This is a genomic window from Gemmiger formicilis, from assembly GCF_016900095.1.
In the GTDB taxonomy this organism is placed as follows: domain Bacteria; phylum Bacillota; class Clostridia; order Oscillospirales; family Ruminococcaceae; genus Gemmiger; species Gemmiger formicilis_A.
In genome coordinates this window covers 1-17,005 of the sequence record NZ_JACJJP010000003.1, presented here as the reverse complement: position 1 = coordinate 17,005, position 17,005 = coordinate 1, and the positions used below count along the sequence as shown (strand labels likewise).

The following is a 17,005-nucleotide window of genomic DNA, read 5'->3' as shown; positions in this document are numbered from 1 at the left end:
TGGTGCGCGAATATACCTATTCTCCCCATGTGGACTTTTTCATTGAGTACGTCGGGTATGAAACCAATTATGAAATGTCCACGTTCCACACCCATCACAAATATGAAATCTATTATGAGGTGGAAGGAACCCGCCGTTATTTCATTGAGGATGCTGCCTACATTGTCAATGCCGGCAGCGTGATCATGATCGGCGAAAACCAGATCCATAAGACCGGCTCGGTGGGGGATGGCCCCTCCAGCCGGATCGTCTGTAACTTCAGTGCGGAATATCTGCAGGAAATTGTGGATGCCTTTCCCGAACTGGACTTCTTTACCTTCCTCGGTCAGGAAGAAAACCATCTGTTAAGCAACATAACGGTCAAGCAGCAGAACTATGTATACTCGGTTTTGCAGCAGATGATTGCCATTCAGGGCGAAGAGCCGGAAAGCCATGCCGCACGAAAAATGCTGTTGGCAACCCTGCTTCTGCAGTTGCAGAAAATGTGCGAAACCCAGAAGGAACTGGGCGGTGACAACGGCCGTGTGACCAACCGCATTGTGGACCAGATTCAAAGTTACATCGCCGAACATTACGCCGAGAAGCTGACCCTGACCGGGATCGCCAGTCAGTTTTATATCAGCCCGTACTATCTCAGTCGTCTGTTCAAGAAGACCATCAATCTGAGCCTGATTGAATACATCAACGGTGTGCGCATCAAGGCTGCGCAGAGTCTGATCGAAAAGACCAACGACAGCATTTCCACCGTGGCGGAAAAAGCGGGGTTTATGACCAGCGCCCATTTCCGGCGGGTGTTCAAGGATGCCACCGGCCTTTCTCCTCAGCAGTACCGTCAGTATTTCAAACGTATGAATAAAGGTAACTGAATTTTCTGCCGTCCGCCGCGCCTTTTTTGGTGCGGCGGTTTTGTATGCTCAGCGCCGAAAAGGCGCAGGATATTCTAAAACGAACTGCCCCGTACCCCTTTGTTTCAAGCGGTACGGGGCAGCTTGCATCCTATCGGATAACTACCGGGTTACTGTAAAGTTTAGCCCTTGACGCTGCCGGCGGCAATGCCGTCGATGAAGGCGTCCTGCGCAGCAAAGAAGACAATCAGCTGCGGAATGATGGAAATCAGGGACAGAGCCAGAATACGGTTCCAGTTGAAACCGGTGTCGCCGTCCATGGACAGCTTGACGAAGATGGACATGGGGTACTTGGTGGGGGTGGTCACGTAAAGCAGGGGACCCATAAAGTCGTTGCAGCTCCACATGAACTGGAACAGGCCGCAGGCTACCAGAGAGGGGGAGAGCATGGGGCAGATGATCTTGTACAGAATCTTCACGGGGCCGCAGCCGTCAATGGAAGCGGCTTCGTCCAGGTCGTGGGGGATGCTGCGCATGAACTGCACCAGCTGGTACACGAAATAGGTCTCGGTGGCGAACAGGGTGGGCACCCACAGGGGCAGATACAGAGGGCTGTTGATCCAGCCGAAGGTGTTGTACATCAGGTACTGGGGCACGTTCAGCACAACCTGGGGCAGGAACAGGGTGGAAATCATGATGGAGAACAGAACATCCCGGCCCTTGAATTTGAAGCGGCTGAAACCGTACGCGGCGATCACAGAGGAAATCACAGTAAAGATGACCTTGGGAATCACGTAGCTGTAGGTGTTCAGGAAGGCGCGCCAGATGTTGATGTCGCCGCCATAGTTCTGGGTCACGGCAGCAATGTAGCCGTCCAGAGTGGGGTTGGTGGGAATAAAGCCGATGCTGGTAAAGATTTCCGCGTTGCTCTTGAAAGTGGCGCCGATCATCCACAACAGGGGATAGATCATCACAAAGCCGACCACGATCAGGACAAAATACTGGAAGAATCTGGCAATCTTATGCCGGGTTTCAAGTTTCATAGGTGTCATTTTCGATTCCTCCCTCGTCCTTAGTCAGCGTAGTAGACCCAGTGCTTCTGGCTGCTGAAGGCAATCACGGTCAGCACCATGACGATCACGAACATGACCCAGGCCAGGGCGCAGGCCATGCCCATCTCGTTTTCCTTGAAGGCGTAGTTGTACACCAGCAGGGCAACCAGGGTGGTGGAGTTCCGGGGACCGCCGCCCGTGATGATGTACGGGCCGTTGAATTCCTGGAACGCCTGGGCAATCTGGGTGACCAGGTTATAGAAGATAACCGGGGTGATCATGGGAACGGTGATGGAGAAGAACTGGCGAGTCTTGGAAGCACCGTCAATGGTGGCGGCCTCATACAGATCCACCGAAACGCCCTTCAATGCAGCCAGGAACAGCACCATGGCGGAACCGAACTGCCACACACGCAGCAGGCAGATGATGAACAGCGCCCAGGTGCGGTCGGCCAGCCAGTCGGGGCCCTGAATGCCGAAGAAAGACAGCAGGGTGTTGATGACACCGGTGTCGCGGAACAGGGCGCGCCACAGCACGGCGATGGCAACAGAGCCGCCCAGGATGGACGGAATATAGTACACGGTACGGAACAGGTTCACGAACTTGATCTTGAAGTTCAGAATGTACGCGATGAACAGAGCAAAGACCAGCTTCAGGGGAACGGTGATGAAAGCGTACTTGAAGGTGATCAGCAGTGCCGTACGGGTTTCTTTCTCGGTAAAGATATCGATGTAGTTCATGATTCCGTATTCACGGATGCCCTTGAAGAAGTTCATATCCGTGAAGCTGTAGTACAGCGAGCTGGCGAAGGGATAGAACTTGAAGATCAAGAAGCCCAGAATCCAGGGAATCAGGAAGAACAAGCCGGTGTTTTGGTCGCACCATTTTTTGAACGGCGAACGTCTGACAGATGCAGAAGCGGTGCTCATTCAAATGCCTCCTTTGCGAAATGATGTTTGCGGGACGCAGCCCCAATGTCCTTGGCGGTTCAAAGACCGCAGTGTTCATGATTTGTTCAGAACTGAAGTACCAGCAAGAGCGCCGGCCCCCGTTTGGTTCGTATCAAATCGTGGGGGCCGGCGCAAGCTGGCTTACAGATTTAGATGGCGGGATCAGCCCTTGGCTGCATCCTCCAGCGCTTCGGTCACGCCGTCGTACAGATCGGTGGCAGCCTCGGTGGAATCAGCGTACTCACCGTAGCTGTAGCCGCCGAACACGTCGGTGTAAACGCCGCCCGGGTTGGCCTTCAGATCGTTGCTTTCGTAGGTCGGATCCAGCTGGAAGTCCACAAACGCCATGACCTTGGTGTTGGCTTCCAGAACCAGCTCGTCCACAGCACCGGCAGCCTCGGCCGCAGCCAGACCGGAAGCGGAGTTGGGAATGCCGCACTCGGAACCCATAATGCTGGCGCCGTCGCCGTTCAGCAGGAAGTTGATCAGCTTGGCAGCCGCTTCCTTATCCTGGCAGGTCTCGGTGATGGCCAGACCCATGGAAACCTTGGAGAAACCGCCGTTGGCCTTGTCGCCGAACTTGATCTCGTTGCCGACGGTGAAGCCGGAAGGATCAGCCAGGGAACCCTGGTACTTGGTGGCGGAAGAATCCCATTCGAAGATGCCGGCGTACATGCCGTTGATCCACTGTTCGCTCTTATCGATGGAGTTGTTGCCGTCGATGCCGGCTGCATTCATGGTCTGCAGGCTGGGGATGACGTGGTTGTCTTCCAGGCTCTGGATGAAGTCGATGCCGGTGGCAATCTCCTCCACGGTGTACTGCAGGGTGTTGTCCTCAACCCAGGGCTTGCCGTAGGTGCTTTCCAGGTAGAAGGTCATCAGCAGCATGCGGTCGTATTCGCCCAGGGCCAGGGGATAGTAGTCATCGCCCAGGTTGGTCTTGAAGGCTTCGCCTGCCGCGTACAGGTCGTCCAGAGTGGAGGGAACTTCCTCAATGCCGGCCTGCTTGAAGGTGTTCATGTTCCAGTAGAAGATACGGCCGGTCATGGAGACGGGCAGGGCCTGCAGTTTGCCGGCCACGGTGCAGGCATCCAGGGTGCTCTGCGGGAACTGGGACAGATCAATGATGTCGGAGTACTCGTTCAGGTCGACGAACTTGCTGCCGTCGCCGCTGTACTGGCTCAGCCAGTTCCAGTTGACCTGCATGACGTCCTCGGCGTTGTCGGAGTACAGAGCGGCGGAAGTCTGGTCTTCCCAGCCGGACCAGGCACCGTAGTGGGTGCTGACCTGAATGCCGGTCTCTTCAGTGAAAGCGGCCAGCGCGTTCTGGTAAGCGGTGTGACGGCTGTCACCGCCCCACCAGCTGATCGACAGATCGCCGGAACCGGAGCCGGAATCGGAAGCGGTGGTGGCGGAAGTTTCGCCGGTGGCGGATTCGGAAGCGGCACCGGACGAAGAAGAACCGGAGCTGCCGCAGCCCGCAAGCAGACCAACGCTCATCACGCCGGCCAGTGCAAGTGCAATCGCCTTTTTCATTGTTTTGTCCTCCTAACAAATAGAATTCACAATACAGGTGCGGATAACACCGCGACCTGCCCAACGCTATTATCATAGCAAAACTTTGAAGACAAAAAAATACTTGATTCTGTTCGGCCACATTAAAAACGCGCAATTATTGTCTATGTTTACAATTCAAAATTGATGCTGCTGTCAAATTTAACGATTAAATAGCGGCAACATTGTACAAAATGACGAGTTGCAATTGCCATGAAAAAAGTGAAACAAAATGGTAACAAAACGATATATACAAAATAAATCAACAAAAAGCCTGTCTAATATACGAAATGTTGCAACAAATGCCAAAAATGCACATCATATGCGGAAACGCAAAATTGTTGCGGATGTGGTTTGCTGCGTGCAAAAAATGCGCATCCTGTCAGATTGCCCTGCACAAAAAAGGTGCGTCATGAACAAAAAAGCCTCCGGTGTGCATATTCTGCACGCCGGAGGCGGGAAAAATACGGTTGTTTCAAAAGCGGTTCAGCCGCGGGTTCTGCGCAGAAAGGCCCGGTACTCCCGGTACCAGCACTGGGGACACAGGCTTTCGTACTCTACGTTGTCCACCGTGTCAATGGCGACCTGCGCGCCTTCAAACACGAACTCGCCGTTGACCTTGCGGCCATTGCACATGGCCTTGCGTCCGCAGGCGCAGATGGTTTTCATCTCCTCAATGGAGTGGGCCAGTTCCAAAAGGCGGGTAGAGCCGGGGAACCCACGAAGCATGAAATCGGCCCGCAGCCCGTAGCAGATTACCGGAATTCCCAGGTCCACCGTGACCAGAAACAGCTGTTCCGCCTGGGCAGGGGTGAAGAACTGGCTTTCGTCGCACAGCACGCAGGCAGGCCTGCCATGGGCTTCGGCATCCGCGCGCACCTCCTCCAGAATGTTCATTTCCGGGGTGACAAGTTTGTCCACTTTACAGCTTACGCCGAGCCGGGAAACGATGTGATCCCCGCCTTTTGTGTCGATGCTGGCTTTCAGGATCAGCACCCGCATGCCGCGTTCCTTGTAGTTGAAGGCCACCTGCAAAAGGGCCGTGGTTTTGCCGCTGTTCATGGCGCCGTAGCGAAAATACAGTTTTGCCATTGTACCATTCTCCGTTGGGGCAGCCGCCCGGCTTTTGCGCCGAACAAAGGCGCGGCGTGAAGGCCGCGCCCGTTGCTCCCGTATTGTTTTTTTGTTTTATTCTTCCCGGTTACGCAGCCGGTAACCCAGGCTCATCAGGCTGTCGCCCAGATGTACGTTCTCCACGGTCACATTGGGATATTCCACCGAGAGATCATAGTGGCTGAAATTCCAGAATCCCTGAATTCCCAGCCGGACCAATTCGCCGGAAAGTTCGGTGGCACTTTGCCGGGGAACGCACAGCACCGCCACCACGGGTTTGTGCTCGGCACAGAAAGATTCCAGCTCATCCAGCGCGTGGATGGGCACACCGGCCATCTCCTTGCCGATCAGGTCGGGGTTGATGTCAAACACGGCCAGCAGACGATAGCCGTTGGTATCCCGGGAGATGAAGCTGGATACGGCTGTGCCCAGACGTCCGGCGCCGATGAGGATGGTGGGCAGCAGTTCGCCGTCGCCAAACAACAGCTTGCTGATCTCCGATAACAGTACATCCACCTTATACCCGATGCCCTGCTGTCCGAATCCGCCGAAACAATTGAAATCCTGCCGCACCTGGCTGGCGGTGGTCCCCATCATACGCGCCAGTTCGCTGGATGAAATTTTGTCCCGGCCCTCCGCCGCCAGGTTGTTCAGATAGCGGTAGTATTTGGGCAACCGCTTGATCACCGGCAGGGAGGCCTTGTTCTGTGTGGCCACTGTCGTACGCCCCCTCAAATTCTTGGCACTGCTCCGTGCCCTGTCAAAACTATATAAAAAGTATAATGGATTTCCCTAAGATTGTCAAATTTTTATCTAACAGGCACAAAACAATAGGCCGTGTATCGTGAATAAAAAATATTTTGCCGGTTCTCCGGCCATACTGAAAAGGGAGCAAATCCCAGGAAAGGGGACATCTTTTTGAAAAATCAAACGGAGCGCGCGCCCGAGCTGGCGGACCAGGCCCGGCTGAAACACGACCTGATCACCGAGGAAGGCATTATCGAAGCCACCCGGGGCCGCCATGCCATCCACTGCCTGACGGTCATCGGCACCATCGAAGGGCACACCCTGGCGCCGGATAACCAGAAAACCACCAAGTACGAACATGTGATCCCGCTGCTGGTGGATATCCAGGAAGACCCTTCCATTGAAGGTCTGCTGGTGATCCTGAACACGGTGGGCGGCGATGTGGAGGCCGGGCTGGCCCTGGCCGAACTGATTGCGGGGGTCAGCAAACCCAGCGCCACCCTGGTGTTGGGCGGGGGACACTCCATCGGCATTCCGCTGGCAGTTTCGGCGCGGCACAGCTTTATCGTGCCTACCGCCACCATGACGGTGCATCCGGTGCGGCATTCCGGCATGGTGCTGGGGGTGCCCCAGACCCTGCGCTATTTTGAGCAGATGCAGGAGCGCATCGTAGGATTCGTGGCAGGGCACTCCGCCATATCGGCCAAGCGGTTCACCCAGCTGATGCACAACACCGGGGAACTGGTCATGGACATGGGCACGGTGCTCAACGGGCAGCAGGCGGTGGAAGAAGGGCTCATCGACTCTCTGGGCGGGTTGGACGACGCGCTGCGCTACCTTTATAAGGAGATAGAGCAGGGCCGCAGCGGGGCTTCCGGGCATGGAAAAGGCAAATCGTAAAATATCTTCCAGGGGTTTTCAACCGTCGGTTTTCGTGCTAAAATAGCCTATATGCTATAAGGGGCAGTTTGCCCCATTACATAATTTACCGGGCGCCGGCAGGGAACAGCGGCGCCATGGGCCGGTTGCGGCCCTGTCACAACACAGAATCTACATAGAGGAGTATGATAAGATGGCAAGTTCAAGGTCCGGCAAATCGACCTATCGTTCGTCCTCGTCTTCCCGTTCATCCGGTTCATCCAAAAGCAAGAGCAGCAAAAGCAGCAAGGGGCGGTCGTCTTCGTCCTCGTCTTCCCGCAAACAGCCTTCGCGCCGGGCCCAGCGCCGGGCCGAAACTCAGTATCTGGGCAGAAGTGTGCTTTTGGCCGGGCTCGGCCTGCTGGTAATCGCATTGGTGCTGGTGCGCGGCCAGGCGTTCTGGCTGCAGATGCGCAATGCCCTGTTCGGCACCTTCGGCATCATGACCTATATTCTCGGCCCGTTTTTACTGTATCTGGCCTATCTGGTGGCATCCGGGTATCGCGTGGGTGTTTTTGTGGCCAAGATGGTCCTGATGGGGGTAGTGGGCGCCAGCTTCCCGGTGGTGTTCTCCAAGTTCGCGGTACACGAATCCACCGCCTGGGATATCATCAAGATGCTGTTCAACTGGGGGCATACCCGGTTCTGGTCCGGCGGTGTGCTGGGCGGGGCCGGTGCTCTGCTGCTGGTTCTCTTCGGCCGCCCCGGCGCCAACATCGTCATGTTGCTGCTGTTCGCCATGGGACTGATGGTCTTCTTTGCCCTGACCCCGGCGGATGTGGTACGGTTCGTCTCCCAGACCATGCAGAAGTATGAGGACAGCCAGGCCGCCCGCCGTGCCGAGGCCACTGCCTACGACACCCCGCTGTTCGGCCAGTCGCCCGAGGAGGAACCCATCGAAAACCTGACCGGCACGTTGCCTCGTCAGCCCCAGCCGGCCCAGCATCCGGCCTTCGATGTGGAACCCTACCTGGAGCAGGAAGAAAAGGCCCGCAAGAATGCGGCGGCCCCGGCGGCTGCGACCCCCCAGCCTGCCGCCAAAGCGCAGCCTGTGGCGCCGCAGACGGCCTATCGCCCCGACTTTGATGTGGACCTGGGTCCCGATGCCTCCACCCGTGCCCTGGAAAATGCGGTCAGCCATGATCCGCTGCAAAAGGTGGAGATCGGTCCCGGCGGCACCTTCGGTCTGGACCCGCTGGAACAGTTGGGACGCAAGAAAAAGGCGTCGCCCGCTCCTGAGCCGGTGCATCAGCCGGAACCGGAAGAGGACTTTGAACTTCGCCTGGAACCCCAGCCGGAAGAGGAGCCCGAAGTGGTGCAGGCCAGCGAGAGCGAGCTGGACGCCCTGATCAACCGCGCCATGAATACGGTGCCGCCGCAGCAGCCTGCGGTGCGGCAGGATGTTTCCTCCGAAGTGCATCTGGATCTGCCTGCCCAGGAGGAGGGCTTTGCCACCACCTTGGACCTTTCCCAGATGGCGCAGCCGCAGCCTGCGGCGCCGCAGCCGGCTGTGGCACAGACTGCCCCGGCAACGGCCATTCCCACCCTGGGCGGTAACTTTGACGAAGAGGACGACGAGATGATCGACCCGGCGGCCGCCGCCTGGAACGCGGGCATTCCGGTGTCCGATCTGCTCAGCGGCCGAGCCGCCGCACCGGCGCCGGCGCCCGCGAGACCTTCTGCGTCCGGCGCACCCCTGCCTGCCAACCAGCCCGCGCCAGCCGGACGCCTGCGGGTCAGCGCGGAGGTGGGCAACTCCGCATCGGCCCCCATCTCCAGTCCCGTGCCCATCACCCAGACCCCGGAAGCCAAGGCCCTGGCCATGGTGCAGAAGGAACATCAGCCCTACTGCTATCCTTCCTTGAACCTGTTCAACGCTAACCGCCCCGAGGACGAGAGCGGTGCGGTGCGGGAGATGAAGCGCAACGCCGATATTCTGGTCAATACCCTGGACAGCTTCGGGGTCAAGACCAAGATCCTGGACATCTGCCGCGGCCCGTCGGTAACCCGGTATGAGCTGCAGCCCCAGGCGGGCATCAAGGTCAGCCGGATCACCAGCCTGGCCGATGATATTGCCCTGAACCTGGCCACCGCCGGCGTGCGGATCGAGGCCCCCATCCCCGGCAAACCCGCCGTGGGTATCGAGGTGCCCAACAAGATCCGTTCCACCGTCAACATCCGCAGCGTGTTTGAGGCTCAGAGCTATATCAATATGCGCAGCCCCCTGACCATGGCCCTGGGCAAGGACATTGCCGGCCAGGCCCAGGTGGCGGACCTGTGCAAGATGCCCCACCTGCTCATTGCCGGCTCCACCGGCAGCGGCAAGTCGGTGTGCGTCAACTCCATCATCATCAGCTTCCTGTTCCGATCCGGGCCGGAGGATGTCAAGCTCATCCTCATCGACCCCAAGGTGGTGGAACTGGCGGAATACAACGGCATTCCCCACCTGCTCATGCCGGTGGTCACCGAACCCCGCAAAGCGGCCGGTGCCCTGGGAGCCTCGGTGGCGGAGATGGAACGCCGCTACAAGCTCTTTGCCGAAAACAACGTCCGTGACATCAAGAGCTACAACAAACTGGCCAAGCAGAACCCCGGCATGGAACATCTGCCCTATATCGCCATTGTGATCGACGAGCTGGCCGACCTGATGATGGTGGCCGGCAAGGAAGTGGAAGATTATATCTGCCGCATCGCCCAGAAGGCCCGTGCCGCGGGCATCCACCTGATCGTGGCCACCCAGCGTCCCAGCGTGGACGTCATCACCGGTCTGATCAAGGCCAACATCCCCAGCCGGATCGCCTTTGCGGTGTCCAGCCAGATCGACTCCCGCACCATTCTGGACTCCGGCGGCGCCGAAAAGCTGCTGGGCAACGGTGATATGCTATTCCTGCCGGTGGGTGCGGCCAAGCCCGTGCGTGTGCAGGGCACCTATGTCACCGACGAGGAGATCAGCGCGGTGCTGAACTTCATCAAGTCCACCAGCTCCGAACAGTACGACGAAGAGATGATCGCCGAGATGGAACGCCGTGCCGTGGCCGAAAAGGGCGGCAAGGGCGGTGACAGCGAGGACGGCGACAACACCCGTGACCCCATGTTCGAACAGGCAGTGGAATGTGTGATCGAAGCCGGCCAGGCATCCACCAGTCTTTTGCAGCGCCGCTGCAAGCTGGGCTATGCCCGCGCTGCCCGCATCATGGACCAGATGGAGCAGGAAGGGGTCATCGGCCCCTATGAGGGTGCCAAGCCCCGCGCCGTTCTGGTAACCCAGGCCCAGTGGCAGGAGCGCAAGCTCTCTGCCGGGTACGATGGCTAAGCGGGGCGGCAACGGTCCGGTCCCGGAACTGTCCACCCGCACGGTGGTGCTGGGGGTGATCTGCGCCGTGTTGCTGGCGGTGGGATCCTGGGCCATCGATACCTATGGTGGCCAGGGGATTCTGCCCGACTGGTCGGAGCTGTACGAAAGCTTCGGCCTGGAAAGTCCTGCGCCGGACCTGCAGACCCCGCAGGAGGGACAGGCGACCGTGACCTTTCTGGATGTGGGGCAGGGGGATTCCGTGCTCATTTCTTCCGGCGGGGAATATTGCCTTATCGACGCCGGTACCCAGCAAAGTGCCGATACCCTGGTGGAAGATCTGTGGGCCGGCGGGGTGCAGACCCTGGACCTGGTGGTCATGACCCATCCCCACGCCGACCACATCGGCGGTATGGAGGATGTGCTGGAAAATTTTGAGGTGGAAACCCTGCTTTTGCCGGATCTTTCTGCCTCCGATACCGAAAGCGGCCTGTTGGGCCGTGTGCTGCAGGCCGCCGAGAAAACCGGCACGCCCTGCGTGCAGGCGGAGCTTGGCTGGCAGCAGACAGTGGGGGAGGGAACCCTCACGGTGCTGTACACCGGCCTGATGCCCGACGACAAGGAAGATGTAAATCTCAACGATACCTCTCTGTGCCTTCGGTATGAGCTGGGCCAGTTTTCCTATCTGTGCACCGGGGACGCCGAGGCCGACGCGGAGGAAGAACTGATTCTCACCAGCGGCGGCAGCCTGTCGTCCACCCTGTTCAAGGCAGGCCACCACGGGTCCAGCACCTCCAACACCCAGTCACTGCTGTCCCTGGTGCGGCCGCAGGTGGCGGTGGTCAGCTGCGGGCTGGACAATGAATACGGCCATCCCCACGCCGAAGTCATGGACCGTTTTGCCCAAAACGGCATTACCGTCTACCGCACCGACGAACAAGGCACCGTCACGGTGACCGGTCAGGCCGACGGCAGCTGGCGGGTACAGACTTCGTCCGTCCAGACCGAGGAACCGCTGGCCCCGGCCGCCTGATTTGTATATGTTATCCCGGTCCTGCCCGCCTGTTTTCGGCGGGCGGGCCGTATTTTCGCCATACAGGCCAAAGGAGAAGAAACATGCTCATTTCGCAGATGTTCAAGCGCAAACCCTGTGTGTTTTCCATCGAATGCTTCCCGCCCAAAGAGACCGTGCGCTTTGAGCGCATGAAGGATGCCCTGCGCACCATGGAAACGCTGCATCCCGATTTTATCAGCGTTACTTACGGCGCCGGCGGTTCCGCCGGCGGAGTCTCCACCGTAGAGGTGGCCCGCTTTCTGAAAAATGAACTGGGGGTGGAACCCCTGGCCCATATCCTGTGCATGGGCAGCGACCGCGCCAAGGCAGCGGCTTTGCTGGAGGAGTTGGATGAAGCCGGCGTGCGCAATGTGCTGACCCTGCGGGGAGACCGCACCCCCGCCCGGCCCGAAAGCCCGGATTTCCACCACGCCAGCGACCTGGCTGCCTTTGTGTGGCAGACCAAGCCGGAATTTGACATCCACGCCGCCTGCTATCCCGAAGGCCATCCCGAAGCCCCCAGCCTGGCCGCTGACGTGGAAAACCTGCGTCACAAGCAGGAGGCGGGTGCCTCTCATCTGCTGACCCAGCTGTTCTTTGACAACGGCAAATTCTACCGTTTCCTGAACCTGGCCCGCCGCGCCGGCATCACCCTGCCGGTGTCCGCCGGTGTCATGCCCATCGTGCGCCGCTCCCAGATCGAGCGCACCGTGGCCCTGTCCAGTGCTAGCCTGCCCTCCGCCTTCACCCGCATGATCTCCCGCTGGCAGGACGATCCCGAATCCTTGCGCAAGGCGGGCATCGAGTATGCCGTCAACCAGATGCGGGACCTGATCGAGGGCGGCGCCGACGGCGTGCATCTGTATGCCATGAACGACCCCGAAGTGGCCGTGGCCGTGTACGAAGGAATCCGCGACCTGCTGTAAGAGGGCAGCGTAAAACAACTACCATGGAACTTGCCTACCATGCGGCGGACCGCCGCACCGTGCTGCGGTATCTGGGGGCGGCGGGCTGGACGCCCGACCAGGCCACTACCGAACTGCTGGACACCGCCGAAGCCAAACTGCGCCAGGCCGCCACGCCCCGGGGGATCTGGCGGGCGCTGCCCCCGGCGGCATTGGACCTGACCGATGCGGGCACGGACCTGGCCCGGCACCTGCAGGGATGCAGCGGCCTGGTTCTCATGGCCGTCACCCTGGGCAGTGGGGCGGATGCCTTGATTCGCCGCCTGGAACTGTCGGATATTGCCCTGGGTGCGGCGACGGACGCCACCGCCTCCGCCGTGATGGACGGACTGTGCGACGATGTGGAAGCCGAAGCCCGTCGCTGGGCCCGGGAGCAGGGGCTGTTTCTGACCGGGCGGTATTCGCCGGGCTACGGCGACTGTCCGCTGACTCTGCAGCATGATCTGTGCCTGGCACTGGATACGGTGCGGGGGCTGGGACTGGCCGTGACACCCCAGCATCTGCTCACGCCGCGCAAGAGCGTGACCGCCATCCTGGGCACCGCTGATCACCCGGTCACCGGGGCCCGGGCCGGATGCGGCCACTGCCTGCTGCGGGAAACCTGCGCTTACCGAAAGAGGGGGATGACCTGTGACGATTGAGGAAATTTTTGCCCGCCGCCGTTTTGTCTTTCTGGACGGCGGCCTTGGCACCCAACTGCAGAAACGGGGGCTGCAGCCCGGCCAGAAGCCGGAGCTGGCGGCCTTCCTGATGCCCGATACCCTGGAGGCCATCCACCGGGAATATGCCGCTGCCGGGGCCGACATCTTGTACGCCAACACCTTCGGCGCCAATGAGCAGAAACTGACCGGTACCGGCTATACCGCCGCCCAGACCATTGAGGCTTCCATTGCCTGCGCCCGCCGTGCCGCCCAGCCTTACGGGGCCCTGGTGGCACTGGACATCGGGCCTTTGGGGGAACTGCTGGCTCCCACCGGCACCCTGTCCTTTGAGGATGCCTGTGCCCGTTTTGCCGAAATTGTGCGGGCGGGTGTGCAGGCCGGCGCGGACCTCATTGTCATCGAGACCATGACCGACCTGTACGAGCTGAAAGCTGCCGTTTTGGCCGCCAGGGAGAACAGCACCCTGCCGGTACTGGCATCCATGAGCTTTGAAAGCAGGGGCCGTACCTTCACCGGCTGCACGGTGGAAAGCTTCGGCATCACCGCGGCGGGTCTGGGCGTGGATGCCGTGGGCATCAACTGTTCTCTGGGCCCTGATGAGATTCTGCCCTTTGCCAAGCGGCTGTGCCGGGTGGTGCCCGCCGGTATGCCGGTGTTCGTCAAGCCCAATGCGGGCCTGCCCAACCCCGACGGCAGCTACGATCTGACCGCCGACGGGTTTGTGGAACAGATGATGCCTTACGCGGCGGCCGGCATCTCGATGGTGGGCGGCTGCTGCGGCACCACCCCCGAATATATTCAGAAACTGCGGGCGGCCTTTGCGGAGCTGACCCCGGCCCAGAAGGTACCGGTGCGCCGCAGCCGCCTGTGCACCCCTGTGCGCTGCGTGGAGGTGGAAGGCATCACGGTGGTGGGCGAGCGCATCAACCCCACCGGCAAAAAGCGGCTGCAGCAGGCTTTGCGGGAAGGGGACAGCGGCTATGCCTGCGCCCAGGCCGTGGCCCAGGCGGAAGCCGGGGCCCAGGTGCTGGATGTGAACGCCGGGCTGCCTGGCATCGATGAAGCCGCCACCCTGGAAATGCTGGTGCGGGAACTGCAGGCCGTCACCGACCTGCCCCTGCAGCTGGATTCCAACGATCCCGCCGCTTTGGAGCGGGCGCTGCGCATTTATAACGGCAAGCCCATTGTCAACTCGGTCAACGGGGAGGAAAAATCCCTGCGGGCCATTCTGCCCCTGTGCAAAAAGTACGGTGCCGCCGTGGTGGGCCTCTGCCTGGACGAGAACGGTATTCCCAAAACGGCGGAAGGCCGGTTTGCGGTGGCCCAAAAGATTGTGGCCGCCACCGACGCCGCGGGCATCCCCCGGGAAGATGTGTACATCGACTGCCTGACCCTCACCGTCTCCGCCGAGCAAGATTCCGCCGCCGAAACCCTCAAGGCCATGGAGCTGTGCAAGCGGGAACTGGGGGTGCGCACCGTGCTGGGTGTCTCCAACATCAGCTTCGGCCTGCCCTGCCGCGGGTACATGAACACCACCTTCCTGACCCTGGCCATGCAGGCCGGGCTGGATCTGGCCATCATGAACCCCAACACCCCCGAAATGATGGCTGCCGTGCGGGCGTTCCGGGTGCTCACCGGCCAGGATGAGCGCTGCGCCGACTATGTGCAGGCCTACGCCGACCAGCAGATTCAGACGGTGCAGACCTCCAAGAATGCCGGTGCGGAGGCAACTGCGGTTTCCGGCGCCGAGGACCCGCTGGCCGATGCCGTGCGCCGGGGCCTGAAAAGGGAGGCCCGGGCCGCCGCCGAACAGGCGTTGCTGAGCCGGGAACCCCTGGATGTGGTCAACCTTTCCCTGATCCCCGCCCTGGACACGGTGGGGGACGGCTTTGAAAAAGGCACTCTGTTCCTGCCCCAGCTGCTGCAGGCGGCTACGGCGGCACAGGCGGCCTTTGACGTGATCAAGACGGCCATTGCCAACAGCGGCCAGAAGAGCGTCAGCAAGGGCAAGATCGTGCTGGCCACCGTCAAGGGAGATATCCACGACATCGGCAAGAACATCGTGCGGGTGGTGCTGGAAAACTACGGCTACGAAGTCACCGACCTGGGCCGGGATGTGGACCCCATGCGGGTGGTGCAGGCCGTGCGGGAAACCGGCGCGCCGCTGGTGGGGCTTTCAGCTCTGATGACCACCACCGTGCCCAGCATGCAGACCACCATTGAGGAACTGCACAAAGCCGGGCTGCCCTGCAAGGTCATGGTGGGCGGCGCGGTGCTTACCCCGTCCTTCGCCGACCAGATCGGGGCGGATTTCTATGCCAAGGATGCCAAGGCCAGCGCCGACTATGCCAAGCAGCTGTTTGAAGACAAGTAAATCCCCGGACCCAAAATAGGGCAGGGGGACGCGGACCTCTTGCATTCGACGCACAAATCATGTATAATAACAAAAGCGGACAGGGCACTTTGCGCTGTTTTGCATACGGATGTGGGCCCCGTGCGCGGGGACCGCGTGAACCATGTCAGGCGGGGAACCGAGCAGCATTAAGCGTTGGCGCCCCGGTGCTGCGGCAAGCCTGCATCCGTATGCAAAACAGCACAACCGCGGGGCACACCCGCGCGGCCCTGTCCGTTTTGTGTTATGGGCACGGTTGTGCTCTTGTTTTTGTATTTCCGGTTCCGAAAGGCAGGTGTTTGGCGTGTACCGTGCATTGTACCGCAAATGGCGTCCCCAGCGTTTTGCCGACGTGGTGGGCCAGCAAGCCATTGTGACGGCGCTGCAGAACCAGATTGCCGCCGGACGCATCGGCCACGCTTACCTGTTCACCGGCACCCGGGGCACCGGCAAAACCACCTGCGCCAAGATCTTCGCCAAGGCGGTCAACTGCCTGGATACCTCCAGCCCGGACCCCTGCGGCAAATGTGCGGTGTGCAAGGGTGTGGACGACGGCAGCGTGCTGGATATCTCCGAAATCGACGCCGCCTCCAACAACAGCGTGGATGATATCCGCGACCTGCGGGATGAGACCGCCTACCTGCCTGCCATGTGCAAGTACAAGGTCTACATCATCGACGAGGTGCACATGCTGTCCACCTCCGCCTTCAATGCGCTGCTCAAAACCATGGAGGAACCGCCGGAACATGTGATCTTCATTCTGGCCACCACCGAGGTGCAGAAGGTCCCGGCCACCATTTTGTCCCGCTGCCAGCGGTACGACTTCCAGCGCATCACCGCTTCGGACATCGCGGGGCGGCTGCTGTATGTGGCCGAACAGGAGAAAATCGATCTGGCCCCCAACGCGGCGGAACTCATCGGCCGGCTGGCGGATGGCGCCATGCGTGACGCCCTTTCCATTCTGGATACCTGTGCCGGTGTCTCCAACACGGTGGATGAAGAACTGGTCCGCCGTATGGCCGGTGTCACTGACCGGCAGTATCTGTTTGCCATCAGCGATGCCATCGCCAAGGGTGATTCGGTCACCGCGTTGCAGGAGATTGCCCAGCTGCGCCAGCAGTCGGTGGATATGCGCCGCCTGTGCATGGAGCTGGCCGGACATTACCGCAACCTGATGCTGTGTGCCCTGCCCGGGGGCGAAAAGCTGCTTACCGGCACATCGCCGGAAGAGGAAGCCGCCTACGCCGCCCGCAAGGACTTTCCCCAGCGGCAGGCCGTGCGGGCCATCAACGCCTTCGGTTCCGCCCTGGAAAAGATGGCACGCGGCACCGACCAGCGCATCGAGCTGGAACTGGCGGTCTTCTCTCTGACCCAGCCGGAAGCCGCGGTGGCGGTCCAGCCGGTGGCTGCGGCCCAGCCCGCAGCGCCCCAGCCTTTTGCGGCCGCCCAGCCGGCACCGGC

At 60.3% G+C, this 17,005-nt stretch carries 13 protein-coding genes and 1 other RNA gene; 9 read left to right on the top strand and 5 right to left on the bottom strand.

Annotated features, from left to right (window positions below; all coding sequences use genetic code 11):
• The first annotated feature begins 2 nt into the window (after positions 1 to 2).
• On the top strand, positions 3 to 866 hold the full coding sequence (locus H6B15_RS01935; protein WP_345941914.1) for an AraC family transcriptional regulator: 864 nt from the start codon (positions 3 to 5) through the stop codon (positions 864 to 866).
• A gap of 161 nt (positions 867 to 1,027) precedes the next feature.
• Here H6B15_RS01935 and H6B15_RS01930 read toward each other — a convergent pair whose 3' ends face one another.
• The 5 genes from H6B15_RS01930 to H6B15_RS01910 all read right to left on the bottom strand — a co-directional run bounded on the left by H6B15_RS01930 (position 1,028) and on the right by H6B15_RS01910 (position 6,231).
• The gene (locus H6B15_RS01930) at positions 1,028 to 1,888 is read right to left on the bottom strand and encodes a carbohydrate ABC transporter permease (protein WP_204645472.1); all 861 of its coding nucleotides are present in this window, start codon (positions 1,886 to 1,888) and stop codon (positions 1,028 to 1,030) included.
• A 29-nt stretch (positions 1,889 to 1,917) separates the two neighbouring features.
• Complete coding sequence (locus H6B15_RS01925) at positions 1,918 to 2,826, bottom strand: carbohydrate ABC transporter permease (RefSeq protein WP_204645471.1); 909 nt, start codon at positions 2,824 to 2,826, stop codon at positions 1,918 to 1,920.
• Positions 2,827 to 3,009: 183 nt separating this feature from the next.
• Complete coding sequence (locus H6B15_RS01920) at positions 3,010 to 4,383, bottom strand: ABC transporter substrate-binding protein (RefSeq protein WP_204645470.1); 1,374 nt, start codon at positions 4,381 to 4,383, stop codon at positions 3,010 to 3,012.
• A gap of 504 nt (positions 4,384 to 4,887) precedes the next feature.
• A complete protein-coding gene (locus H6B15_RS01915; protein WP_204645468.1) occupies positions 4,888 to 5,493 on the bottom strand; it encodes a thymidine kinase in 606 nt (201 codons plus the stop codon).
• A gap of 96 nt (positions 5,494 to 5,589) precedes the next feature.
• A complete protein-coding gene (locus H6B15_RS01910) occupies positions 5,590 to 6,231 on the bottom strand; it encodes a redox-sensing transcriptional repressor Rex (protein ID WP_204645467.1) in 642 nt (213 codons plus the stop codon).
• A 249-nt stretch (positions 6,232 to 6,480) separates the two neighbouring features.
• On the opposite strand from H6B15_RS01910, the gene H6B15_RS01905 reads away from it, so the two are divergent.
• From H6B15_RS01905 to dnaX, 8 genes are all read left to right on the top strand, one after another.
• Positions 6,481 to 7,161, top strand: coding sequence for a ClpP family protease (locus H6B15_RS01905; protein WP_430661823.1), 681 nt, complete (start codon positions 6,481 to 6,483; stop codon positions 7,159 to 7,161).
• 172 nt (positions 7,162 to 7,333) lie between these two features.
• On the top strand, positions 7,334 to 10,492 hold the full coding sequence (locus H6B15_RS01900) for a DNA translocase FtsK (RefSeq protein ID WP_243424233.1): 3,159 nt from the start codon (positions 7,334 to 7,336) through the stop codon (positions 10,490 to 10,492).
• Complete coding sequence (locus tag H6B15_RS01895; protein ID WP_204645466.1) at positions 10,485 to 11,504, top strand: ComEC/Rec2 family competence protein; 1,020 nt, start codon at positions 10,485 to 10,487, stop codon at positions 11,502 to 11,504. The genes H6B15_RS01900 and H6B15_RS01895 overlap by 8 nt, the downstream gene beginning before the upstream one ends.
• 83 nt (positions 11,505 to 11,587) lie before the next feature.
• Positions 11,588 to 12,451 carry a methylenetetrahydrofolate reductase gene (locus H6B15_RS01890; RefSeq protein ID WP_204645465.1) on the top strand — a complete coding sequence of 288 codons (864 nt, stop codon included), beginning with the start codon at positions 11,588 to 11,590 and terminating at the stop codon, positions 12,449 to 12,451.
• 23 nt (positions 12,452 to 12,474) lie between these two features.
• Entirely contained in the window at positions 12,475 to 13,131 is a 657-nt protein-coding gene (locus H6B15_RS01885; RefSeq protein ID WP_204645464.1) for a methionine synthase, read from the top strand.
• On the top strand, positions 13,121 to 15,526 hold the full coding sequence (locus tag H6B15_RS01880; protein ID WP_204645463.1) for a homocysteine S-methyltransferase family protein: 2,406 nt from the start codon (positions 13,121 to 13,123) through the stop codon (positions 15,524 to 15,526). Before H6B15_RS01885 ends, H6B15_RS01880 begins: the two co-directional genes overlap by 11 nt.
• Positions 15,527 to 15,635: 109 nt before the next feature.
• Positions 15,636 to 15,734: signal recognition particle sRNA small type (gene ffs, locus H6B15_RS01875), an RNA gene on the top strand.
• A 114-nt stretch (positions 15,735 to 15,848) separates the two neighbouring features.
• A partial coding sequence (gene dnaX, locus H6B15_RS01870) for a DNA polymerase III subunit gamma/tau (RefSeq protein ID WP_204645456.1) occupies positions 15,849 to 17,005 on the top strand: 1,157 nt, incomplete at its 3' end.